Source organism: Pseudomonas sp. MAFF 730105, from assembly GCF_055380705.1.
Map to the genome: position 1 here is coordinate 1,400,702 of NZ_AP018438.1, position 23,548 is coordinate 1,424,249.

23 protein-coding genes are annotated in these 23,548 nt (G+C 62.0%); 10 read left to right on the top strand and 13 right to left on the bottom strand.

All coding sequences use genetic code 11. From position 1 onward, the window contains the following. Positions 1 to 19: 19 nt before the first annotated feature. From PCOSP_RS06190 to PCOSP_RS06210, 5 genes are all read right to left on the bottom strand, one after another. Positions 20 to 802, bottom strand: a complete 783-nt coding sequence (locus PCOSP_RS06190; RefSeq protein ID WP_139647485.1) for a transporter substrate-binding domain-containing protein — start codon at positions 800 to 802, stop codon at positions 20 to 22. Positions 803 to 1,186: 384 nt separating this feature from the next. After that, complete coding sequence (locus tag PCOSP_RS06195; RefSeq protein ID WP_175386021.1) at positions 1,187 to 2,875, bottom strand: ATP-dependent DNA ligase; 1,689 nt, start codon at positions 2,873 to 2,875, stop codon at positions 1,187 to 1,189. Continuing rightward, entirely contained in the window at positions 2,872 to 3,897 is a 1,026-nt protein-coding gene (locus PCOSP_RS06200; protein WP_464710557.1) for a ligase-associated DNA damage response exonuclease, read from the bottom strand. Before PCOSP_RS06200 ends, PCOSP_RS06195 begins: the two co-directional genes overlap by 4 nt. Before the next feature lie 146 nt (positions 3,898 to 4,043). After that, entirely contained in the window at positions 4,044 to 6,494 is a 2,451-nt protein-coding gene (locus PCOSP_RS06205) for a penicillin acylase family protein (protein WP_464710559.1), read from the bottom strand. Positions 6,495 to 6,686: 192 nt separating this feature from the next. Then, positions 6,687 to 7,331, bottom strand: coding sequence for a glutathione binding-like protein (locus PCOSP_RS06210; protein WP_139647493.1), 645 nt, complete (start codon positions 7,329 to 7,331; stop codon positions 6,687 to 6,689). A gap of 155 nt (positions 7,332 to 7,486) precedes the next feature. On the opposite strand from PCOSP_RS06210, the gene PCOSP_RS06215 reads away from it, so the two are divergent. Beyond that, on the top strand, positions 7,487 to 8,044 hold the full coding sequence (locus PCOSP_RS06215; protein ID WP_464710561.1) for a cysteine hydrolase family protein: 558 nt from the start codon (positions 7,487 to 7,489) through the stop codon (positions 8,042 to 8,044). 147 nt (positions 8,045 to 8,191) lie between these two features. On the opposite strand, the gene PCOSP_RS06220 is transcribed toward PCOSP_RS06215, so the two are convergent. The 4 genes from PCOSP_RS06220 to PCOSP_RS06235 all read right to left on the bottom strand — a co-directional run bounded on the left by PCOSP_RS06220 (position 8,192) and on the right by PCOSP_RS06235 (position 9,938). After that, a complete protein-coding gene (locus tag PCOSP_RS06220) occupies positions 8,192 to 8,395 on the bottom strand; it encodes an SEC-C metal-binding domain-containing protein (protein ID WP_003198420.1) in 204 nt (67 codons plus the stop codon). 5 nt (positions 8,396 to 8,400) lie between these two features. After that, positions 8,401 to 8,886, bottom strand: coding sequence for an LEA/WHy family protein (locus tag PCOSP_RS06225; protein WP_175364218.1), 486 nt, complete (start codon positions 8,884 to 8,886; stop codon positions 8,401 to 8,403). Between the two features lie 63 nt (positions 8,887 to 8,949). Then, the gene (locus PCOSP_RS06230) at positions 8,950 to 9,426 is read right to left on the bottom strand and encodes a YchJ family protein (protein ID WP_464711882.1); all 477 of its coding nucleotides are present in this window, start codon (positions 9,424 to 9,426) and stop codon (positions 8,950 to 8,952) included. A gap of 14 nt (positions 9,427 to 9,440) precedes the next feature. Further along, positions 9,441 to 9,938, bottom strand: a complete 498-nt coding sequence (locus tag PCOSP_RS06235; protein WP_464710563.1) for a DUF6231 family protein — start codon at positions 9,936 to 9,938, stop codon at positions 9,441 to 9,443. 191 nt (positions 9,939 to 10,129) lie between these two features. On the opposite strand from PCOSP_RS06235, the gene PCOSP_RS06240 reads away from it, so the two are divergent. The 3 genes from PCOSP_RS06240 to PCOSP_RS06250 all read left to right on the top strand — a co-directional run bounded on the left by PCOSP_RS06240 (position 10,130) and on the right by PCOSP_RS06250 (position 12,018). Beyond that, positions 10,130 to 10,825, top strand: a complete 696-nt coding sequence (locus PCOSP_RS06240; protein ID WP_139647501.1) for a PA1041 family peptidoglycan-binding anchor lipoprotein — start codon at positions 10,130 to 10,132, stop codon at positions 10,823 to 10,825. A gap of 169 nt (positions 10,826 to 10,994) precedes the next feature. Next, a complete protein-coding gene (locus tag PCOSP_RS06245; protein ID WP_139647503.1) occupies positions 10,995 to 11,267 on the top strand; it encodes a DUF1145 domain-containing protein in 273 nt (90 codons plus the stop codon). Then, on the top strand, positions 11,260 to 12,018 hold the full coding sequence (locus PCOSP_RS06250) for a collagen-like protein (RefSeq protein WP_139647505.1): 759 nt from the start codon (positions 11,260 to 11,262) through the stop codon (positions 12,016 to 12,018). The genes PCOSP_RS06245 and PCOSP_RS06250 overlap by 8 nt, the downstream gene beginning before the upstream one ends. A 123-nt stretch (positions 12,019 to 12,141) precedes the next feature. On the opposite strand, the gene PCOSP_RS06255 is transcribed toward PCOSP_RS06250, so the two are convergent. Then, the gene (locus PCOSP_RS06255; RefSeq protein WP_139647507.1) at positions 12,142 to 12,606 is read right to left on the bottom strand and encodes a CopD family protein; all 465 of its coding nucleotides are present in this window, start codon (positions 12,604 to 12,606) and stop codon (positions 12,142 to 12,144) included. 98 nt (positions 12,607 to 12,704) lie between these two features. On the opposite strand from PCOSP_RS06255, the gene dinG reads away from it, so the two are divergent. The 4 genes from dinG (at position 12,705) to pdxH (ending at position 18,049) form a co-directional block, all read left to right on the top strand. Then, complete coding sequence (gene dinG / locus PCOSP_RS06260) at positions 12,705 to 14,849, top strand: ATP-dependent DNA helicase DinG (protein WP_139647509.1); 2,145 nt, start codon at positions 12,705 to 12,707, stop codon at positions 14,847 to 14,849. A 152-nt stretch (positions 14,850 to 15,001) separates the two neighbouring features. Then, positions 15,002 to 16,147 carry a serine hydrolase domain-containing protein gene (locus PCOSP_RS06265; protein WP_139647511.1) on the top strand — a complete coding sequence of 382 codons (1,146 nt, stop codon included), beginning with the start codon at positions 15,002 to 15,004 and terminating at the stop codon, positions 16,145 to 16,147. Between the two features lie 117 nt (positions 16,148 to 16,264). Continuing rightward, the gene (locus PCOSP_RS06270) at positions 16,265 to 17,377 is read left to right on the top strand and encodes an OmpA family protein (RefSeq protein ID WP_464710566.1); all 1,113 of its coding nucleotides are present in this window, start codon (positions 16,265 to 16,267) and stop codon (positions 17,375 to 17,377) included. A 24-nt stretch (positions 17,378 to 17,401) separates the two neighbouring features. Then, the gene (pdxH, locus tag PCOSP_RS06275; RefSeq protein ID WP_464710568.1) at positions 17,402 to 18,049 is read left to right on the top strand and encodes a pyridoxamine 5'-phosphate oxidase; all 648 of its coding nucleotides are present in this window, start codon (positions 17,402 to 17,404) and stop codon (positions 18,047 to 18,049) included. Here the strand turns inward: pdxH and PCOSP_RS06280 are convergent. Then, entirely contained in the window at positions 17,997 to 18,281 is a 285-nt protein-coding gene (locus PCOSP_RS06280; protein WP_464710569.1) for a hypothetical protein, read from the bottom strand. The two genes, pdxH and PCOSP_RS06280, sit on opposite strands and share 53 nt — an antisense overlap. A gap of 170 nt (positions 18,282 to 18,451) precedes the next feature. Here PCOSP_RS06280 and PCOSP_RS06285 point away from each other — a divergent pair, with 170 nt between their 5' ends. Further along, positions 18,452 to 18,916, top strand: coding sequence for an outer membrane lipoprotein (locus PCOSP_RS06285; protein WP_464710571.1), 465 nt, complete (start codon positions 18,452 to 18,454; stop codon positions 18,914 to 18,916). A 252-nt stretch (positions 18,917 to 19,168) separates the two neighbouring features. On the opposite strand, the gene nhaA is transcribed toward PCOSP_RS06285, so the two are convergent. Then, positions 19,169 to 20,356 carry a Na+/H+ antiporter NhaA gene (gene nhaA / locus PCOSP_RS06290; protein ID WP_175363970.1) on the bottom strand — a complete coding sequence of 396 codons (1,188 nt, stop codon included), beginning with the start codon at positions 20,354 to 20,356 and terminating at the stop codon, positions 19,169 to 19,171. Between the two features lie 250 nt (positions 20,357 to 20,606). On the opposite strand from nhaA, the gene PCOSP_RS06295 reads away from it, so the two are divergent. After that, a complete protein-coding gene (locus tag PCOSP_RS06295; RefSeq protein WP_139647520.1) occupies positions 20,607 to 21,701 on the top strand; it encodes a PLP-dependent cysteine synthase family protein in 1,095 nt (364 codons plus the stop codon). A gap of 188 nt (positions 21,702 to 21,889) precedes the next feature. On the opposite strand, the gene PCOSP_RS06300 is transcribed toward PCOSP_RS06295, so the two are convergent. Next, positions 21,890 to 23,503, bottom strand: coding sequence for an NAD(P)/FAD-dependent oxidoreductase (locus PCOSP_RS06300; protein WP_175363969.1), 1,614 nt, complete (start codon positions 23,501 to 23,503; stop codon positions 21,890 to 21,892). Positions 23,504 to 23,548 lie beyond the last annotated feature (45 nt).

Here is a 23,548-nt window from a genome sequence, read left to right on the forward strand (position 1 = left end):
ACCGGATGGGCGCCACGCATTATTTGCCGCTGTACAGATTCAGATCGCCAAAGTGTTTTTTCTGGATTTCGGCGTATTTGCCGTCGTCGTGTAACGCTTTGATACCTTTATCCAAAAGAGCCTTCAGCTCTTTGTTACCTTTGTTGATACCGATGGCCGTCTTGGCCGGCAGCAGTTCGCTGTCCACCGGTTTGCTGACTTCATAGTCGGCGCCCTTTGGCGATTTCATGAAGCCCAGCTCGGCTTGCAGCATGTCCTGGATTGCCGCATCAAGGCGGCCGGAGGTCAGGTCGGCATAGACCTGGTCCTGGTTGGCATAGGCCTGGGTCTTGACGCCGGCCTTGTCCAGCACGGCCTTGGCGTAGGCTTCCTGGATGGTGCCTTGCTCATAGCCGACGGTCTTGCCTTTGAGCGAAGCGACGTCTGCGCTCAGGCCCGAGCCTTTCTTGAACACATAAGCCGTTGGGCCGGAAAACAGTTCGCTGGAGAAGTCGATGACTTTCTCGCGGGCTGGGGTCACGGTCATGGACGAGATCACGCCGTCGAATTTCTTCGCCTTGAGGCCCGGGATCATGCCGTCGAAATCGCTTTCGACCCACTTGCATTTGACCTTCAGTTCCTCGCAGATCGCATTGCCCAGGTCGATATCGAAACCTACCAGGCTGCCATCGGCTGCCTTGGATTCAAATGGGGCATAGGACGGGTCGACACCAAAACGCAGTTCCTTGTATTCCTTGGCCGTGGCGGCGCCGGCGGCCATGCACAATGCCAGTGCAGAAAGGGTCAGCAGTGCTTTTTTCATTATCGAGTCCCTAAAACCATGATGAGCGCTTGTGGCGCATGAAGTTTTGTTACCGGTGCAGATAAGAACGGTAAGACGGCATAAAGGTAGCAATTTCCGAACCACAGTGCCGAACGAGCGTTTTAAAAAGCTTCGGCGACAGGCAGTGGAACGCGTTGGTGCGCGGATGAGATCGTACAACAAAAGGTGCACCGGGATGGTGCTTCGCAGGGTCGGCAAGGAGCATGTTCTGTGGCGAGGGGATTTATCCCCGCTGGGCTGCGCAGCAGCCCCCGAAAGCTGGATAGCAATATCAGGCTGATTGGGTACAACCCTTTAGGGCTGCTGCGCAGTCCAACGGGGATAAATCCCCTCGCCACAATTGATAGTGCAGCTACAGAGAGGTTATTTCAGCAGATCCTGGAGCGTTGCCAGAGTATCGGCTTCGTCAACGGTCTTGTCCTGGCGCCAGCGCAGCATCCGCGGAAACCGCACCGCGATCCCGCTCTTGTGGCGTTTGGACAAGGCAATGCCCTCGAAACCCAACTCGAAGACCAGAGTGGGCGTAACGCTGCTGACCGGGCCGAACTTCTCCACGGTGGTCTTGCGCACAATGCTGTCGACCCGGCGCATCTCTTCATCGGTCAGCCCCGAATAGGCTTTGGCGAACGGCACCAGACTGCGCTCGCGGCTGCCCGGTGGGTTGTCCCAGACGGCGAAGGTGTAGTCGCTGTACAGGCTGGCGCGTCGGCCGTGACCGCGCTGGGCGTAGATCAACACGGCGTCGACGCTGAACGGGTCGATTTTCCATTTCCACCACACGCCCATGTCCTTGGTCCGGCCGACGCCATACAGTGCGTTGCGCGCCTTGAGCATCATGCCCTCGACACCGAGGCTGCGGGACGCTTCGCGCTGGCGGGCGAGGTCGAGCCAGTCCTGGCCGGCGACGACTGGCGACGGCAGCAGCACCGGGCTTTGGGAATCCGCAATCAGGGCCTCCAACTGCTCACGGCGCTCGGCCTGGGGGCGGCTGCGCCAATCCTCTCCTTGCCATTCCAGCAGATCGTAGGCCATCACCACCACGGGCGCGTCTTCGAGGACTTTTTTGCTCAGGGTCTTGCGGCCGATGCGCTGTTGCAGCAGGGCGAACGGTTGTACGGCCGGTTGCAGCGGTGCATCGGCATCGAAGGTCTCCTCGGTCACCGGTTGCGAGGTTTTCCACACCACGATTTCGCCGTCGATCACCGTGCCGTCGGGCAACACCGATGCCAGGGCGTGTAATTCAGGGAAGCGCTCGGTCACCAACTCTTCGCCCCGGGACCACACCCACAGATGGCCATCGCGCTTGATCACCTGGGAGCGGATGCCGTCCCACTTCCATTCCACTTGCCAATCACTGGCCGGCCCCAGCAGCGCGTCGAACTGCTCGGCCGGGGCGGACAAGGCGTGGGCCAGGAAAAACGGGTACGGCTGACCGCCGCGTTGGGCATGTTCGTCCTTGGATTCGGCGGCGATCAGCTTGAGATAACCCTCGGCCGTCGGGCGATGGGACAGGTCGGTGTAACCCACCAGACGCTGGGCGACCCGTTTGCTGTCCAGCCCGGCCATCCCGGCGAGAGCCCGGGTCACCAGCAGCTTGGACACCCCGACACGGAAGCTGCCGGTGATGAGCTTGATGCAGAGCATCAGGCTCGAGCGGTCCAGTTGTGCCCACAAGCTCGGCAGTCGCAGCGCCAATACTTCAGGCGTCTCGCCGCGCAACGGCAGTAGCTTCTTTTCTATCCAAAGCGCCAGGCCTTCGGTAGAGGTATGGGGGGATTCCGGTAACACCAGGGAAATGGTTTCGGCCAGGTCACCCACGGCCTGATAACTTTCTTCGAATAGCCAGGGCGACAACCCGGAGACCTGTACGGCCAGGTCCCGGAGGATTTTCACCGGTACCAGTTGTCGGGGGCGGCCACCGGACAGGAAGTACACGGCCCATGCTGCATCCTGGGGCGGAGCCTGGGTGAAGTAGCGTTGCATGGCGGCCAGCTTGGCATTGCTGGAGGTGGTGGCGTCCAGATCGGCGTAGAGCTCGGCGAAGGCTTTCATGCTGCGCCCTCGCCGGTGGCAGGGGAGACGTCTTCTTCATCGTCGCCGTATTCAGTGCTGAAACCCTGTGCATCCAGGCCGAGTTCGCACAAATGCCGCACCAGCACGCTCACCGACCCGTGCGTGACCATCACCCGCTCGGCGCCGGTCTGTTCGATGGCCCAGAGCAGGCCGGGCCAGTCGGCGTGATCGGAAAGCACGAAGCCCCGATCCACGCCGCGCCGCCGTCGGGTGCCCCGCAGGCGCATCCAGCCGCTGGCGAAGGCATCGCTGTAGTCGCCGAAACGGCGCATCCAGCTGCTGCCACCGGCCGACGGCGGGGCGATGATCAGAGCCTGGCCCATGATCGGGTCGTTCTTCTGGATGTCACCGGCGTAAATCGTCGGCGGCAAATGAACCCCGGCCTCGCGGTAGACCCGATTCAACGGCTCCACCGCCCCATGGGCGAGGATGGGGCCCAGGCTGGCGTCGATGCCATGGAGAATCCGCTGGGCCTTGCCGAAGGAATAGCAGAACAGCACGCTGGCCCGGTGGGCGGCGATGTTCGCGCGCCACCACTGATTGATTTCGTCGAATACCTGCGCCTGGGGCTGCCAGCGATAGATGGGCAGGCCGAACGTGGACTCGGTGATGAACGTATGACACTTCACTGGCTCGAACGGCGTGCAGGTGCCGTCGGGTTCGACTTTGTAGTCTCCGGATGCCACCCAGACCTCGCCTTCATGTTCCAACCGTACCTGGGCCGACCCCAGCACGTGCCCGGCGGGGTGAAAGCTCAAGGCCACGCCGTGATGTCGCAGGCGTTCGCCGTAGGACAGGGTCTGCAGATTGATGTCCTGGCCCAGTCGCGAACGCAGAATGCCTTCACCGGGAGCGGCTGCCAGGTAATGTTGATTGCCGCCGCGGGCATGGTCGCCGTGGGCGTGGGTGATGACCGAGCGCTCAACCGGACGCCAGGGGTCAATGTAGAAATCCCCGGGCGGGCAGTACAGGCCTTCGGGGCGGGCAATGACAAGATCCATGCAATCACCGGGGCGATGGGCTTGTCAGGTAGAGGCGATGGCGGGAAGAGAAGTTCTATCGGGTTTGGGTACGACAAGATCAGGAGACAAGATAGACAAATGTGGCGAGGGGATAAATCCCCTCGCCACAGGGAGGAGTATTGCAGTTACTTACCCGGCACCAGGGTCAGCCGAGCCTTGCCATACGCCCGGTCAAAGTTCTGCGGTTGCAGCGGCAGGTTCTGGTACTGCCCCTTGATCCACGAATCGATGCCGATGAGGTAGTTGGGACTGGCCGCGTTGCCCGACTGGCCAATACCGCCCTGGACCATCAACGGTTCGGGTTGGCCGAAGTCGACGATAAAGCGCATGTCCGGTGCCTGGGTGGCGTTGAAGTCCTGGCCCCAGGCGAATGCCGCGACGTTGAGCGTGGTGGCATCGCCGCCGGCCGAGAGCGGGCCGCGTACGACCTGGCCGCTGCCGTTCTTCCACGCGTAGCTGTGCAATTTGCCCCACTGCCAGGCCTTGTGGTCGCCGCCCAATTGGCTGTCACCGGCACTGATGGTCGCCGCCAGGCTGCGGGCGAGGATAACGGCCTTGTCTTCTTTCTGCGGTGTACGCACGTCGTCCCAGAACGGGCTGTCTTCGCGTCCCAGCAAGTGATCGGCCTGGGCCGAATAGGACCGTTGGCCGTTGGCAACCAGCGCTTTCCACGCCGGGCTGCTTTCCGGGCCCAGTTCGTCGAGGAAGATCTGCTTCATGCTTTCTTGCAGGAACAGTTCATAAATGGCCGCGTCGGCGGAGGTCGGGTTGAGCCGGCCATCGAACGCCATCAGGCGGGTATAGGCTTCGCGGGCCTTGGCCCGGTCAGCCACTGGCAGGGCTTCGATGGCCTGTTTGAGGGGCTGGGCCATGCCAGGGGCTTCAAAGACTTTCTTGAGTTTGGCCGCGAATGTCGTGACCTGGTCGTATTGCATGGCGGTCAGGCTGCGGATGTCGTGCTTGCTGGCGCCGGCCAGTTCGGCCAGGCGCTCGCCACGTTCCGGCGCGGCCCAGGAGTTGGACAACTGCATGCCATAGCCGTGGGGAATGACTCGCTGGTTGGCGTTACCCAGCCAGCCCTGGCTCGGATCCTGATCGTAGGGGTGCGCCATCGGATCGGCGTAGCCCTCCCAGTCGTAGCGACCGTCCCAGCCCGGCGACGGCAACAGGCCTTCGCCTTCGCGGCGGTTCGGATAGCGCCCGGTGACTTGCCAGCCGATGTGGTTGGCGTCGGCAAACACCAGGTTCACCGCCATGGCCCGGATTTCACGGCTGGCGTCGGAGGCTTTTTCGGCGTTCTGTGCCCGGGACAGGTCGAAGAACGCGTCCAGGGTCTTGTCGTCGGTGAAGCCCGGCGTCTGCAAGGCCAGGCCGAAGCCATTGGCCATGGCCGGCCCCTGGACGCTGTTGAGCAGTGGGCCATGACGGGTTTCGTACACGGCTTCGCGAATCGACCGCTGACCTTTGATGAAGTAGGTTTCGTTGCGCACCGTCGCTGGCTGCCATTTGCCGTTGACCTCGTAGGACAAGCCGTTGCCCTGGCGTCGGATTTTCTCCAGGAACAGGTCCTGGTTGTCCCCCTGCACGTTGGTCATGCTCCAGGCCACGTCACCGTTGTAGCCCGCCAGAATCAGGGGAATGCCAGCCACGGAGACCCCGGCGGCCTGATACTTGGGCGCGCGGATCTGCACCACACTCCACAGCGACGGCACGCTCAGCGGTCCATGACTGTCGCTCGCCAGCAGGCTCTTGCCGTTGCGGCTGCGTTGCGGCGCCATGGCCCAACTGTTCGAAGACGTGGCGCCCAGCAGGTTCAGTTCGGTCAACTGGCGGGTGGCGTTATTGATTTCGTTCAGGCCTGGGATCTGGCCGTTGAGCCGGACACCCTGGAACTTGTCGGCTTCGCCTTGGGGCAGGGGTTCGTCCGGGTAGGACGGGTTCAGCCAGGCCAGTTTGTCCTGGCTGACCGTCTGGGCCATGACCAGGGCCGCGATTTCTTCCGGCAGGTTGGCCGACTGGCTGAAGTTCAGCAGGCAGAACATCAGCGCCGAATCTTCCGGTTTCCAGTATTCGGGCTTGTAACCGGTGGCGGCCAGGTCCGACGGCAGTTTGTCGCGGTAGCGGAACAGGTAGGCGTTGACGCCGCGGGCATAGACTTCGAAGAAGCGCTTGAGCCGCGGCGAAGAGGCCTTGTACAGCTCGTCGGCACTTTTCTTCAGATTGACCGCACGCATGTAGCGGTCGACGTCCAGCCGTTCGGCCCCGGACATTTCCGCCAGCCGACCCTGGGCCAGCAGGCGCAGGGTCACCATCTGGGTGATGCGGTCGCTGGCGTGGACGTAGCCGAGGGCGAACAACGCATCATGGAAGCTGTTGCTTTCGATCAGCGGCATGCCCATGGCATTGCGCCGAACCGAGACGTTCTGCGCCAGCCCCTTGAGTGGTTGCACGCCGGAAGTCGGAGGGACAGTGTCCTGGGTATTCCAGGCCTGGCAACCGCTCAAGCCGAGCACGCTGGCCACGGCGGCGGCAACGCCGAGCCGGGGGAAGAAGAAATTAGAGGCTGGCGAGGCCATGACAAAGCTCCTGCGGGAGGGGGGCGGCAAATAAAGGCGCTACGTTAGTGAGCAGGAGAGGGCCGCGCAAGCGGGGGCGGGGGTTATTTGTTGATTTGGCGATGAAACTCCGTACTCGGCGGTACGCCTGGTTTTCTGTGGCGAGGGGATAAATCCCCTCGCCACAGATAAATCCCCCTTGCCACAGGTTGCTCAGGGCTTCGGTGGATTGATCTTATCCACCAGCGCATAGGCCCTTACCGTGGCCGGGCGCTCCTTGATGCGATTGAACCAACGCTGCAGGTTCGGGAAATCCTCCAGCCGCTGGCTCTGCCATTGATGGGAGACCGTCCAGGGGTAGATCGCCATGTCGGCGATGCTGTACTCGCTACCTGCCACAAAATCGCGGTCCGCCAGGCGTCGATCCAGCACGCCATACAGGCGGGCGGTTTCATCGACGTAGCGCTTGATCGCGTAGGGAATCTTTTCCGGAGCGAACCGGCTGAAGTGATGGTTCTGCCCGGCCATCGGCCCCAGGCCGCCCATCTGCCAGAACAGCCATTGCAGGACTTCCTGCCGTCCGCGCAGGTCCTGTGGAATGAAACGACCGGTTTTTTCCGCCAGGTACAGCAGGATCGCGCCCGACTCGAACAGCGAGATCGGTTCGCCACCGTCGGCGGGCTCCAGGTCGACAATGGCCGGGATGCGGTTGTTGGGGGCGATCTTCAGGAAGTCCGGCTTGAATTGCTCGCCCTGGCCGATGTTGACCGGATGTACCTTGTAGGGCAGGCCGGCCTCTTCGAGAAACAGCGAGATTTTATGGCCGTTGGGGGTGGTCCAGTAATACAAGTCGATCATGGATGGCTCCAGATAAGACAGCGTGATGGATGGACAACAAACGACGGCAGGAAGTTGTCCTCTTTTGCCCGAAGGCTTGCCTGTGGAAGGAGGTGATGTTCCAGTGGGGGAAATTCAATGGCCGGGCAAGCGAAAAACGGAATGGAGCAGTAGACATGGCGCTAGCGAACAATGCAGCGTTGATCCTCATCGATCAACAGAAAGGCATCCTGCATCCCAGGCTCGGTCCTCGCAACAACCCCAAGGCAGAGCTGCGCATGCTCGAACTGCTGGCTTTCTGGCGAGATTCGGCGCGGACGGTGATCCATGTCCATCACCTGTCCCGCTCGCCGGATTCGGTGTTCTGGCCAGGGCAGCAGGGAGTGGAAGTCCAGGAGCGGTTCGAACCGCAGGAAGGGGAGTGGCTGATCCACAAGGACGTGCCGGACGCGTTCTGCGCCACTCACCTGGAGGCTGACTTGCGCCAGGCAGGGATCGGACAACTGGTGATCGTCGGCGTGGCGACGAACAACTCGGTGGAGTCCACGGCGCGTACGGCGGGCAACCTGGGTTTCGAGACCTGGGTGGCCGAGGACGCCTGTTTCACGTTCGACAAGGCCGACTATTTCGGCCGGGCCCGTTCGGCCGATGAGGTGCACGCCATGTCCCTGGGCAACCTGCATGGCGAGTATGCGACGGTGGTCAGTGTGAAACGGATTCTGGAGGCGGGCTGACGAGGCTGTGTCGGCCTCATCGCGAGCAGGCTCGCTCCCACAGGGGATCTGCGGCGTTCACACATCTGACGCCTGTCCTGATTCCTGTAGGAGCGAGCCTGCTCGCGCTGACGATTCAACCGGCGAAGACACGCTCCGCCGCAGCCATCAAGCCCCGTGGCACTTCTTGAATTTCTTGCCGTTGCCGCAGGGGCAAGGGTCGTTGCGGCCGACATCCTTCAAGGCGTTGCGCACCGGCTCCTGATGGGCGTGGCCGCAGTTCGGACCGTGGACGTGGCCGTGGTCATGATCGTGGTGATGGTCGTGATCGTGGTTGCAATCAGGGCCGTGAACGTGGGGTTGCTGGGTCATCGGGGTTACTCCGCAATAAAATCGGCGGCGATTATCACGCCATTGCGTTTCAGGTGCACGTAGTGGGCGATGAATAATCCGGTTTCCAGCTCACCTTCCAGACGATAGGGGATCTGTTGGCGAGGTTTCTCCAGCAGTTTCACCACTTCCCGCACCTGCGGCCACAGGTTGGTGCGGATCGGTATCTTGAAATAGCCACTTTGCCCGGGAGGGACTGTGAACCAGTGCTCATGCTCACCTTCGGTCAACAACAGGTCGCCCAGATGGATCCGGTAGGTCAGGCCGCGCACGGTCAGGTCGCTGTCGCCAGGGTTGTCGACTCGCAAATGCAGCATGAACCGCTGTTCCAGCAGCCGGGCTCGCACCACCTCGACCTTGACCAGGTGCACCTGCGGCTCGGATGCTTCGTCGGTTTGCCAGGATGCACAGCCACCGAGCCCGATAAACAGTAACAGGCAGGTGATGCGTAGCGTGTGTAATGAATGGGTCATGTCCGCGCCTCTGATTCCATTCTAGCCCGCTGATAAAGGGGCAAGCGTCGGACGTTTCCGAAATCAGCGAGCGAAGTAGCCTGCACAACATTTCTTGAATTTGTGCCCGCTGCCGCACGGGCAACTGTCGTTGCGTCCGGTCTTGACCGGCACGGTCGGGTCGATGAAGTACCAGCGCCCACTGTTCTGTACGAACGACGACTGTTCGCGGTGGCTGTGTTCTCCCTGGCCATCGTGCCAACGCGCGGTGAAGGTGACAAAGGCATGCTCCGGCTGCCCACCGAACACCTCGCTGCTTTCCACCTCGAGCCCCAGCCAGGTGCTTTTGCTGCTCCACTCAGTGATGGACAGGCGATCGAGACCCGCCTGCTGGGCGGGCAAGGTGGTGTCCACCAGGTAATCCACCAGCCCCAGCACATAGGCGCTGTAGCGCGAGCGCATCAGGGCTTCGGCGCAAGGAGCCGGGTGCCCGTCGTGGTAATGGCCGCAGCAGCCGTTCAACGGGTTGCCACTGCCGCAGGGACAAATGGTTGCGTGCAGGCTTGTGTTCACAGCTACCACCAGTATTTTCCGAAGTTTTCGGGGTTGGCCCAAAAACGTGAATTGAGCCAATCGGGGACTTGTTTGTATTCAAGCAGATCGTAGGTGAACAGGGTCAGCACCTGTTCTTCGCGCTGGAACCGCTCGCTGGCTTGCAGGGCCAGGGAAAAGAAGTCCGTTTCTTGCCAGCCACAGGCGTTGAGATCAGCCAACACGGCGATACGGCTGGCGTTGAGATTACGGATACCGCCCAGCAGTTTCAGACCGTCGCGCTTGGGCACATGTTCCAGGCAATCGACTGCCAGGGCCAGGTCGAAGCGCTGTCCGGCCACCTCCACCGGCAGCGGGCCGGGAGCGACCTGGACCACTTCGGTGTCGGGATGCGCCTGCTGGAACGCCTCGAGTGCGGGAAAGCTGCTGGCACCGATCAACAGCAGTTTTCGCGGGGCGTAACGGTCAAGCACGGCGGCCAGTGCTTGCTGGGGCGTGCGCGATGAAATGGCAACGGTCATTGAGATTCCTCGATCAGAACCGCCACGATAGCCTGCCTGGACAACGTGGCCTAGAGCGGTTTGCATTAAAACGTGCCGAACGGCCGCAAACACTGGGCAAAATCCGCGATAGCGCGGTGCTGGCGCAGATCCGAACTCGGGTCTTTACTCCCCAGAATCGGTGCAAAGCCGATCCCTCAAGGAGAAACCTGATGAGCATAGTTCGGACAGCGTTACCCCTGGTTCTGCTAACCGGTGTGTTGACTGGTTGCGCAGGTTTGCAAAAAACCGACTGGCCGACCTGTGCGGCCGTCGGCGGCGTGGTTGGTGCGGGATTGGGCGCCACTGAAAGCACCTCCTGGGCCGGCTACGGTGCGCTGTTCGCCGGCAGCATGGCCGCAGCCTATTGCTGGGTGCACGGAGACGGTGATGAAGACGGCGATGGTGTGCCCGACAGCCGTGACAAGTGCCCGGGCACCCCGAAAGGCGTGCAAGTCGACGCAGACGGTTGCCCGCCGCCCGTCCCGGCGCCGATGGCCGAGGAGCCGGTTGTCGTCAAAGAGGAAACCATCGTGGTTCGCGATGTGCATTTCGAATTCAACAAGTCCACGTTGACGGCGGCCGATAAAGAGGTGCTGAGTGGCGTCGCGACCCGTCTGAAACAGGAGTCGTCTACTGCACAGCTTCGGGTGACCGGTCACACCGACAGCGTTGGCAGCAATGCCTACAACCAGCGACTGTCGGAGAAACGGGCCAATTCCGTGGTGCAATACCTGGTCGAAAGCGGCGTGCCTCGCGCCAGTTTCGTCTCGGTGGCCGGTGCCGGTGAGAGTCAGCCGGTAGCCGACAATAAAACCGCCGATGGACGCGCCATGAACCGTCGCACTGAAATCAAGATAAACCGCTGAACCTCCAGTCATGGAGGGCTTGCCGTGGCGGGGAAGTATGCTCGCCACGGCAAGCTTTGCAGCCCATACCTGGGCTCTTGTCACATAGATTAAATTTGCTCCGCCCTCTGGCTTAACCAGCGCGCAAGCCGTTACTGTGCGTGCAAAGAATAATGTTCACCGGGGGCGTATGAAGGTGTTTTGGGGGCTGGGGCGCTTGTTGACCCTGTTGTTCTGGCTGGTTGTGCTGGTCAACCTGGTCGTGCCGTTTGTCCATCCGCTGCATGTGCTGGTCAACCTCGCCGGGGCGCTGTTACTGGCGGTCCATTTGCTTGAGCTGCTGCTGTTCAGGGCCGGTTTTCGTGGCTTGCCTTCTCCCGGTCGTGAACGCCTCAGAGTGCTGCTGTTCGGCATCTTCCATCTGCAAACCCTTCCGATCGCCGCAGAGGCCTCCCATGCGTAAATTGTGTCTGCTCGCTGCCCTTGTGTGCCCATGGGCTTGCGCTCAAGTACTCCAGGTAGAAACCCACTCGTTGATGCGTCTGCCCAATACCGCCAGTACCCTGACCCTGGAGCGGCTGGACGTGGCCGATTACGCCACGTTGCTGGTGCCGTCGAACGTCACTCAATTGTCCATCGGCCAATTGCACCTGGGGCGCGAGGCGCGGATCGCCATCGTGCCTTCGCAGCAGCCGCTGGCAATGAGCGTTACCCAGGCTGAACTGGCGGATGGCAGCCAGATCACTTCCCGCGGCGCGCCGGGCACCTATACGAAAGCTGCGCGGCCGGGACGCGATCTCAACCTGCGTTTCAATGCGTTGAATGCGCCGGTGCTGTCGGTGGATGCCCGTGGCGGCACGGGTGCGCCAGGTTATGTGGGCCTCGACGGTGCCAACGGGCAGGCCCCGGGTTGCACCTGGGGTTCGGCCGGGCGTGGTGCCGATGGCAGCAATGGCAGCGATGGCCAGCCGGGGGCGGCCGGTGCGCTGGTGCGTCTCGAACTGCCCCGTGATTACCCCGCCGAGCAGATCAAGGTCGTGGTCGATGGCGGAGCCGGTGGCGCGGCGGGTCCCGGTGGCAAGCCCGGCGTCGGCGGCAAGCCCAAGGGCTGTTTCGTCTACACCGCCGACGGCGGTAAAAGTGGCCACCCCGGAGCCGCTGGCCAGCCTGGGCCTGCCGGAGCGGCGGGCACAGTGACCGTGCAACGATTCTAAGTCCAGGAAATAAACCCTGTGGGAGCGAGCCTGCTCGCGATAGCAATCCATCAGTCACATCAGGGCTAACTGACCGGACGCTATCGCGAGCAGGCTCGCTCCCACAGGGGCTGGACGCAGTCTTCAGAACATCGGCCGGGCCGCGGCAATCGCCACCACCAGCAATCCGATCAGCAGATTGATTCCCACCAGCTTGCGGATTTTCCCCAGGGTCGACGCAGCGGTCGGCCAGTCCTGCGCCGTCACGGCGCTACGCAATGCCGGCAACTGCAGGCTCTGGATACGGATGAACAGCGCCGTCATCACCACATACAGCCCCATCATGACCTGTACGTAACGCGGTGCCGTTTCGAAACCGGCGAAGCGCACATGGATCAGGCCGACGCCGCTGATCGGCAAAAGCACCACCGCCACCCAGACCCAGATGAAAAAACGTTGAAACACTTCTACCCACAGTTTCAGCCGGGCAGGGCCCTCAAGCGCCGCCATTGCGGCGGGGCGCAGGATCATCCAGGCGAAGAACATACCGCCGACCCAGACCAGGGCCGCCAGCAAATGCAGGGTGTAAATGAAAGCAAAGGGTGTCATTGAGTTACTCCGTTCTGCGCAGGATTCATTAGCGGGGTATGATAGCCGCCGATCCGAACCACTGAAAATTTATCCAGCGTTTTTAGCGCCCGACATTCATGATCAGCACCGAACTCAAAACCACGATCCAGGGCGCTTATTCGCGTTTTCTCGAAGCCAAGAGCCTCAAGCCGCGTTATGGCCAGCGCCTGATGATCGCCGAAGTGACGAAAGTCCTGGGGGACATCGCCACCGATGACGAAGGGCGGCGCGGCGGCGATCCCGCCGTCGTGGCGGTGGAGGCCGGTACCGGTACCGGCAAGACCGTTGCCTACAGCCTGGCGGCGATCCCGACGGCCAAGGCCGCCGGCAAGCGCCTGGTCATCGCCACGGCCACCATCGCCCTGCAGGAGCAGATCGTCTTCAAGGACCTGCCCGACCTGATGCGCAACAGCGGGTTGAACTTCAGCTTTGCACTGGCCAAGGGGCGGGGGCGCTACATGTGCCTGTCCAAGCTCGACATGTTGCTGCAGGAAGGCCAGGCACAGACGGCCACGGCCCAGTTGTTCGAGGAAGAAGGCTTCAAGATCGAAGTCGATGAGGCCAGCCAGAAGCTGTTTACCAGCATGATCGAGAAACTGGCTGGCAATAAGTGGGACGGCGACCGCGACAGCTGGCCCACCACCCTGGAAGATGCCGACTGGGCGCGTCTGACCACCGACCATAGCCAGTGCACCAACCGTCATTGCCCGAACTTCGGCCAGTGCGCCTTCTACAAGGCCCGCGAGGGCATGGGCAAGGTCGACGTCATCGTCACCAACCACGACATGGTATTGGCCGACCTGGCCCTGGGCGGTGGCGCGGTGCTGCCGGACCCGCGCGATACGATCTACGTATTCGACGAAGGCCACCACCTGCCGGACAAGGCCATCGGCCACTTCGCCCATTACACGCGGTTGCGTTCCACCGCCGACTGGCTGGAAACCACCGCCAAGAATCTCACCAAGCTGTTGGCCCAGCATCCACTGCCGGGCGACCTGGGCAAGTTCATCGAGCAAGTGCCGGAGCTGGCGCGGGAGATCAAGACGAACCAGCAGTTCATGTTCACCGCCTGCGAGCAGGTGGCCGACTTCAAGCCGGGTGAGGATGTCGAGGGTCGCGAGCGGCCACGCCATCGTTTCGTCGGCGGCATCATCCCCGAGCACATGCGTGAAATGGGCATCGAGCTGAAGAAGGGCTTCGCCCGCCTGACCGATCTGTTCACGCGCCTGACCGACCTGCTCAAGGAAGGGATGGATGGCGAGGTCAATATCGGTATCGCCAGCAACCAGGCCGAGGAGTGGTACCCGCTGTTCGGCAGCCTGTTGTCCCGCTCCCAGGGCAACTGGGAGCTGTGGACGGCCTTCACCACTGAAGACCCGGAGGACAACCCGCCGATGGCGCGCTGGCTGACCCTGGCCGAAAGCGGTTCGCTGTTCGATATCGAGGTCAATGCCAGCCCGATCCTGGCGGCGGACATGCTGCGTCGCAATCTGTGGAACGTGGCCTACGGGGCTTTGGTGACGTCCGCCACCCTGACCGCGCTGGGCACCTTCGATCGCTTCCGCATGCGTGCCGGCCTGCCGAAAACCGCCGTGACCGCCGTGGTCCCGAGTCCGTTCCATCACGCCGACGCCGGTGTGTTGCGGGTGCCGGATCTGAAGGCCGATCCACGGGACGCCGCCGCGCACACCGCTGCGATCGTCCGTGACCTGCCGGAACTGGTGGAGGGCTCGCGGGGCACCCTGGTGCTGTTTTCCTCGCGCAAACAGATGCAGGACGTGTTTGACGGCCTTGACCGTGACTGGCGCAAGCAGGTGTTCATCCAGGGCAACCTGTCGAAGCAGGAGACCCTGAACAAGCACAAGGCGCGGGTCGATGGCGGGGACTCCAGCGTGCTGTTCGGCCTGGCGAGCTTTGCCGAAGGGGTGGACCTGCCCGGTGCCTATTGCGAGCACGTGGTGATCGCCAAGATCCCGTTCTCGGTCCCGGACGACCCGGTGGAAGCGGCATTGGCCGAATGGATCGAAGCCCGCGGCGGCAATCCATTCATGGAGATCTCCGTGCCGGATGCCTCGCTGAAACTGGTCCAGGCCTGCGGCCGTCTGCTGCGTACCGAAGAAGACCGCGGCACCATCACTTTGCTCGATCGTCGACTGGTGACCCAACGCTACGGCAAGGCGATCCTCAATGCGTTGCCGCCGTTTCGGCGGGAAATTTCCTGATATCGACGGCACGGTCCCTGTGACGCTGGAGCAAGCTTTCTTGCCACAAGTCAGTGTTGGCTTGGCCAGCCGTCCCATGGTGGTTTCCAAAACCACCAATGGCTGAAACAATGCGGCCACTTGAGAAAGTCTTTGTTTCAAAGGAGTTGCGGGTGCAGATTCAAGGCCATTATGAGCTTCAGTTCGAGGCGGTACGCGAAGCGTTCGCCGCGCTGTTCGATGATCCCCAGGAGCGCGGCGCGGCGCTGTGCATCCAGGTCGGCGGCCGGACGGTGATCGATCTGTGGGCCGGTACGGCTGACAAGGACGGTCATGAAGCCTGGCACAGCGATACCATCGCCAATCTGTTTTCCTGCACCAAGACCTTCACTGCCGTCGCTGCCCTGCAACTGGTGGCCGAGGGCAAGTTGCAACTGGACGCCCCGGTCGCCCGGTACTGGCCCGAATTTGCGGCGGCGGGCAAGCAGTCCATAACCCTGCGCCAATTGCTCTGCCATCAGGCCGGATTACCGGCGTTGCGTGAGTTGCTGGCGCCTGAAGCCTTGTATGACTGGAACACGATGGTCAATGCCCTGGCTGCCGAAACCCCTTGGTGGACACCGGGCGATGGCCATGGTTATGCCGCGATCACCTACGGCTGGCTGGTCGGCGAGCTGTTGCGCAGGGCGGACGGTCGAGGCCCAGGAGAATCCATCGTGGCACGGGTGGCCAAACCGTTGGGCCTGGATTTCCACGTCGGTCTCGCGGACCAGGAGTTCCACCGCGTGGCTCATATCGCCCGCGGCAAAGGCAACGTCGGCGATGCGGCAGCACAACGCCTGCTCCAGGTGACGATGCGCGAACCCACCGCCATGACCACCCGAGCCTTCACCAATCCGCCTTCGGTCCTGACCAGCACCAACAAGCCCGAGTGGCGGCGCATGCAGCAACCGGCTGCCAACGGCCACGGTAATGCCCGCAGCATCGCCGGGTTCTACGCCGGTCTGCTGGATGGCAGTCTGCTGGAAGGTGAAATGCTCGATGAGCTGACCCGTCAGCACAGCATTGGCGAGGACAAGACGTTGCTGACCCAGACCCGGTTCGGCCTGGGCTGCATGTTGGACCAGCCGGATGTGCCGAACGCCACCTACGGCCTGGGCCCGCGGGCATTCGGTCATCCGGGGGCCGGTGGCTCCATCGGGTTTGCCGATCCGGAGCATGACGTGGCGTTTGGCTTCGTGACAAACACGCTGGGGCCTTACGTACTGATGGATCCGCGTGCGCAGAATCTGGCGCGGGTGCTTGCCACTTGTCTGTAAAACGTTCTTGGGAGGGGCGCCATCGGAACCTGGTGTTCTTTTCGGTTTCAAAGCGTCTGTTTATGCGTCCCGCGCAGGGGCCTGTATTTTTCATTTACATCATTTTGTGGATATCCAATGTTATCGAATAAATCCCTCGCTCTGGCGCTGTGCTTCGCGATCACCGGTTGCGCGCAAACTCCACAAAATGATGCCAAGGGCGGCAGTGGCTGGTGGCCGTTTGGTTCTTCCGACCAGGCAGCGGTCAAAGAGGCGGTGCCAGCGGCTCCCCTGAAGCCTGCTGCCGTCGCGCCGCAGGCCAAGGCCGAGAGCGCCAGCCACTGGTGGTGGCCGTTCTCCTCCGATGATGCAGCCAACGACGCTGTGGCAAAAGACCAGGTCAAGGCTGAGGCCAAGCCTGTAGCGAAGGCCCCGACGCCTGTTGCCAAGGCCGAAACGCCAAGCGGTGGAAAGTGGTGGTGGCCGTTCGGCGGCAAGGAGCAGGAAGCCGCCAAGGCGGCACCGTTGCCCGATCCGAAAGTCACCCAGGCCTGGCTCGACGATTACGAGCCAAAGCTGCGCACCGCCATCGAGGGCAGCAAGTTCCAGCTGGAGCGTCGCGACAACGTCCTGGTGGTCACGGCCCCCGTGGACAGTTCCTTCAACCCGGATCGTCCGGCCATGCTGCTGCCGGTGACCCTTGGGCCGTTTACTCGCGTGGCGAAGGTCCTGGAAGCCGATCCGAAATCCGCCGTGCTGATTCTTGGTCACGGCGACACCTCGGGCGCTGCGCCAACGAACCTGAAACTCAGCCAGGAACGTGCCCAGTCCGTGGCGGCGATTTTTCGTCTCAGTGGGCTGCAACGTGATCGCCTGATGATGCGAGGCATGGGCTCTGTGGAGCCGCGTGCAGCCAACGACAGCGTTGAAGGTCGCGCCTTGAACCGCCGCGTGGAATTGCTGGTGACGCCGCAAAACACCTTGGTGGCACTGGTCGGTAAATACAACTTGCCGGCCCCGGCACCGGTTACGCTGGTGGCCGCCCAGGATGTGAAGCCAGCTGTCCCAGCGCCTACGACCCAGAAAGCCGCGGCCACGGCCACTAAAAAGGCGCCGGCCAAGAAAGCCGCCACCAAGGCTCCAGCGAAGAAAGCCCCGGCCAAGAAGGCCTCCCCGGCGAAGAAGCCTGAACCGGCCAAGGCCGCCACCGATGCGAAGAAAGTCGCGGCAGCCGACACCCCCAAACAGTGATGGGCGAACCACAAGGAGTGCGCCATGACCCAAACGCTGGCTGATATGCGCCGCGACTACACTCGCGATGGCCTGACCGAGGCGCAAGCCCCGGCCGAGCCATTCGCGCTGTTCCACCAATGGTTCGCCGAAGCGGTGAAAACCGAGCAGGCCCCGGTGGAGGCAAACGCCATGACCCTGGCCACGGTAGATGCCGATGGCCGTCCTCACTGCCGGATCCTGTTGCTCAAGGGGTTGGATGCCCAGGGCTTTACGTTCTTCACCAATTACGACAGCGCCAAGGGCCAGCAACTGGTCGCGAATCCGTTCGCGGCCATGACGTTTTTCTGGCCGACCCTGGAGCGTCAGGTGCGTATCGAGGGCAAGGTGGTGAAGGTCACGGCGCAAGAATCGGACGCCTATTACCAGGTTCGGCCCCTGGGCAGTCGTCTCGGTGCCTGGGCCTCTCCCCAGAGCCGTGTGATTGCCGGTCGTGGTGAGCTGGAAGACTTGCTCAAGGCCACCGAACAACGCTTCAGCGATAGCCAGCCCCACTGTCCGGAGCATTGGGGTGGTTATCGCTTACTGCCCGAGCGCATCGAGTTCTGGCAAGGTCGCCCGAGTCGTCTTCATGATCGCCTCAATTACCGTCTGCAAGGGGCGGACTGGACTTGCGAGCGTCTGGCGCCTTAGCACCGGCATAACCTGTCGCAGCGGCTTGAAGCCATTGCGGCAGGTCCCGGCGCTTGATCCCTTGTTCTCGGGAGCGGGCCAGTTGTTGCAGCATGTAGGTTTTCTTCCGCTCGTCCTGCCCCGCCAACGACAGTGCCAGATCGCGGTCCATCCAGCGTTTGATCCGCACGTACAACCACCCGTGAAAGTACAGACCGGCGATGGTGGTTGCGACGATGATGAAATAATCCATGCAAAATCCTTGAGCCGATGACGCAGGTTTCGGAAATTGGCGCTACTGTTGGATGAATTTTTCGGGTGCGCCTGTATCCCACCTGAATGAAAACAATTTTATCCCGGCCAGGCCGTGACAGGCGTCAAGCTGCGGAGTTTAATAGTTCCCTGTCTTTTGGAGTTGATGCTATGCGTAAGTCTGTTTTGCTGGTTGCTTCTTTTTCCACGATGGCGGTGTTGCTCACTGGCTGTCAGTCGAGCCTGACCGGTGACTCTTACTCCCGTGACGAAGCGCGTCGCGTGCAGACCATTCGCATGGGGACCATCGAATCCCTGCGTCCGGTCAAGATCGAAGGCACCAAGACCCCGATTGGCGGTGCCGCCGGTGCGGTGGTGGGTGGCGTGGGCGGTAGCGCCGTCGGTGGTGGTCGCGGCAGTATCGTCGCTGCCGTTATCGGTGCCGTGGCGGGTGGTCTGATCGGTTCCGCCACCGAAGAAGGCCTGACCCGCACCCAGGGCGTGGAAATCACCGTTCGCGAAGACGACGGCAGCATGCGCGCCTACGTGCAACAGGTTCAGGAAAACGAAGTGTTCCGTGTGGGTGAGCGGGTTCGTATTTCCACTGTGGGTGGGACGAGTCGCGTATCGCACTAAGCTGATTGGGTAAGCGTTTCTCTGGTTTCAATGTGCTCAAGAAAGCGGCGCTTCTTCCACTGGGAGAAGCGCCGTTTTTTTTGAGCGTACGCGTTCCCCTGTGGGAGCGAGCCTGCTCGCGATAGCGGTGGGTCAGCTGAATAAATGTGGATGTGCCGACGCTATCGCGAGCAGCCTCGCTCCCACAGAGGGATAGCGTTTGCTTCAACAAGAAGGGATCGCGATACAGCGATCCCTTCTTGCGCGGGCGTATCAGGAGGACAGTGCGGAAGGCTTGCGACTGGCCGCCGCTGCCACTGCGTAGCCCAGCAGTGCCGCGAGGATTGACCCCGTGAGGATGCCCATCCGGTCCATGCCGGCATACTCGCTGACGCCGGGCTCGAAGGCCAGGGAGCCGACGAACAGGCTCATGGTGAAACCTATCCCGCACAGGATCGCCACCCCCAGTATCTGACCCCAATTGGCGCCCAGGGGCAGATTGGCGATGCCGATTTTCACGGCCAGCCAGGTCAGGCCGAACACGCCGACGGTCTTGCCCAGCAACAGGCCGATCGCGATGCCCATCGGCACGTGGTGGGTGAAGCTTTCGACGGTGACACCGCTCAGGGACAGGCCGGCATTGGCGAAGGCGAACAGCGGCAGGATGCCGTAGGCCACCCATGGATGCAGGGCATGTTCCAGGGTCAACAGCGGCGAGGTTTCGGCGTTTTTCGTGCGCAACGGAATGCAGAACGCCAGCGTGACCCCGGCCAGGGTGGCATGAACCCCGCTCTTGAGCACGCAGACCCAGAGAATCAGGCCGACGATCATGTAGGGGCCGAGCCTGACCACGCCCATCCGGTTCATCGCCACCAGTGCGGCGATGCAACCGGCCGCCAGCATCAGCGACAAGGTCGACAGGGCGCCGGAGTAGAAAATGGCGATGATGATAATGGCGCCCAGGTCGTCGATGATCGCCAGGGTCATCAGGAACAGCTTGAGTGAAACCGGCACCCGTTTGCCCAGCAAGGCCAGCACCCCGAGGGCGAAGGCGATGTCGGTGGCCGTGGGGATGGCCCAGCCCGAAAGGGCCGCCGGATTGTCACGGTTGAGATACCAGTAGATCAGCGCGGGCACCACCATGCCGCCAATCGCCGCTGCTCCCGGCAGGACGATTTGCGAAGGCTTGGACAATTGTCCGTCGAGCACTTCACGTTTGACTTCCAGGCCAATGAGCAGGAAGAACATCGCCATCAGGCCATCGTTGATCCACAACAGTAGCGGCTTGGCGATTTTCAATGCGCCGACCTGGACCGCCACGGGGGTATCCAGCAGGCCGCCGTACAACCAGGAAAGGGGCGAATTGTTGATGATCAGGGCCAGCACCGCAGCGGCAATCAACAGCAGGCCACTGGCAGCCTCCAGCTGGAAAAAACGTGTCAGGGAATTACGTAGAGGCACGATCGCTCTCCATGGGTCAATCAAAAGTGGCTACACCCTAACCCGTACTGTTAGTTGTTAAAACAAAAGTTATATTCTTTTTTGTTATATGTCGTTACAAGACCGGCGAGGTGGTCGGGCAGTTGCAGGGCATATTGGACCTTAGCTGTACCTGTGCGTGATGTCGGTTTTTTCCTAAGCTTGTGACTGGTTTTTCCCATATCCAGTCCTGAGCGCCAGGCTTTCCCCGCCTATTCCTGCGAGAACACACATGAACGACCACCGTCAGTGGGCACGCGAAGCGATTCGCATCATTGAGGCTGATTTCCAGCGCAGTGCCGATACGCATCTGATACCGCTGCCGCTGCCGGGTTTTCCGGGCATCGAGTTGTACTTCAAGGATGAATCCAGCCATCCCACCGGCAGTCTCAAGCATCGCCTGGCTCGTTCGCTGTTTCTCTATGCGCTGTGTAATGGCTGGCTCAAGCCCGGCGCCCCGGTAATCGAGGCTTCCAGTGGCTCGACGGCCATTTCCGAAGCCTATTTCGCCAGATTGCTGGGCCTGCCGTTCATTGCGGTCATGCCGGCGACGACTTCCCGGGAAAAAATCGCGCAGATCGCTTTCTATGGTGGCCAGAGCCATCTGGTGGACGATCCTACGCAGATCTACGCCGAGTCCGAGCGGCTTGCCCGTGAGCATGACGGGCACTTCATCGACCAGTTCACCTACGCCGAGCGCGCCACGGACTGGCGGGCCAATAACAACATTGCCGAGTCGATCTTCCACCAGATGCGTTTCGAGCAGCACCCGGAGCCGAGCTGGCTGATTTCCAGTCCGGGGACCGGGGGGACCACCGCTACCCTGGGTCGCTATGTACGCTATCGGCAGCACTGTACCCGCGTACTGTGCGCCGACGCCGAGCGTTCGGTATTTTTCGACTACTACCGCAGCGGCGATGCCAGCCTGCGCCTGGAGTGTGGCTCGCGGATCGAAGGGATCGGCCGGCCACGGGTCGAGGCGTCGTTCCTGCCAAAAGTCATTGACGCGATGGTCAAGGTCCCGGACGCCTTGTCGCTGGCTGCCATGCATTACCTGGCCCAGCGATTGGGACGACGGGTCGGCGGATCCAGCGGCACCAACCTGATCGGTGCGCTGGTCGCGGCGAAGCGGATGGTGGAGGCCGGTGAGACAGGGTCGATCGTGGCGATCCTGTGCGACGGCGGAGAGCGTTATGCCACGACGTATTACGACCCGGTGTGGCTCAAGGCCCAGGGGTATGAGTTGGATGGGCTGATGAACGCCGTGGCGGCGAGTGCGGAGCGCGGCGAGGCGTTGCCGGAGACGGTGCTGCGGGTCAATATCTGAGACCTTCCGGACACTGGGAATCCCTGCGGGAGTGAGCCCTGTGGGAGCAAGGCTTGCCCGCGATGCATACGCCTCGGTTTATCTTGCTACCGAGGCGCTATTGTCGCGGGCAAGCCTTGCTCCCACAGAGCCTTGCTCCTACAGATGCTCGTTCCCATAGGGGATGGCGGTGCGCACTTGAAAGGAGATCAGCCTTCCAGGCCGAGGATATCCCGCGCCACCGCTTCGGCGATGCGGATCCCGTCCACGCCCGCCGATAGTATCCCGCCCGCGTAACCGGCGCCTTCACCGGCCGGGAACAGGCCCTTCACATTCAGGCTCTGCAGCGACTCGTTGCGGGTGATGCGCAGCGGCGACGAGGTACGGGTTTCGATCCCGGTCAACACGGCGTCGTGCAGCGAGTAGCCGCGAATCTGTTTCTCGAAGGCCGGCAGGGCTTCGCGGATGGCTTCGATGGCGAAGTCTGGCAGGGCAAGGGCCAGGTCACCCAGCGAAACCCCGGGCTTGTAGGAAGGTTCGACGCTGCCCAGTGCCGTGGACGGTTTGCCGGCGATGAAATCGCCCACCAGTTGGGCCGGGGCTTCGTAGTTGCTGCCGCCGAGCACGAAAGCGTGGGATTCCAGGCGTTCCTGCAGCTCGATCCCCGCCAGTGGGCCGCCCGGATAATCGACTTCCGGGGTGATCCCTACGACGATGCCGGAGTTGGCGTTGCGTTCGTTGCGCGAATACTGGCTCATGCCGTTGGTCACGACGCGGTTCGGCTCGGACGTCGCCGCCACCACGGTGCCGCCCGGGCACATGCAGAAACTGTACACCGAACGGCCGTTCTTGGCGTGGTGCACCAGTTTGTAGTCGGCGGCGCCGAGTTTCGGGTGACCGGCATATTTGCCCAGGCGCGCGCTGTCGATCAGCGATTGCGGGTGTTCGATACGGAAACCCACCGAGAATGGCTTGGCTTCCATGTACACCCCCCGGCTGTGGAGCATGCGGAAGGTGTCCCGGGCGCTGTGGCCCAGGGCCAGGATCACGTGCCTGGAATGAATGCGTTCACCGCTGGCCAGTTCGACACCGACCAGTTGGCCGTCCTCGATCAATACGTCCGTGACCCGCTGTTGGAAGCGCACTTCGCCACCGAGGGCGCGAATCTGCTCGCGCATGGTTTCCACCACGCCTGTCAGGCGGAACGTTCCGATGTGCGGCTTGCTGACATAGAGGATTTCTTCCGGCGCCCCGGCGTTGACGAACTCGTGCAGCACCTTGCGACCGAGGAACTTCGGATCCTTGATCTGGCTGTAGAGCTTGCCATCGGAAAACGTGCCCGCACCGCCTTCGCCGAATTGCACGTTGGATTCGGGGTTGAGCACACTTTTGCGCCACAGGCCCCAGGTGTCCTTGGTGCGCTGGCGCACTTCCGGGCCGCGTTCGAGGATGATCGGCTTGAAACCCATCTGCGCCAACAGCAGGGCGGCAAAGATGCCGCACGGGCCGAAACCGACCACGATCGGCCGCTCGCCCAGGTCTGCCGGTGCCTGGCCGACCATCTTGTAGCTGACATCCGGCGCTTCGTTGACGTTACGGTCGTCGGCGAACTTGCGCAGCAGGCCGGCTTCGTCGCGTACCGTCAGATCGAGGGTGTAGATGAAGCACAGTTCGGAAGACTTTTTCCGCGCGTCGTAGCTGCGCTTGAACAAGGTGAAGTCGAGCAGGTCATCGCTGGCGATGCCCAGGCGCTGCAGGATGGCAGCGCGCAGGTCTTCTTCGGGATGGTCGATCGGCAGCTTGAGTTCGGTGATTCGTAACATGACGGGATCCGGTTCGCGGGACGCACAACTGCGCCAGGGCGTTCT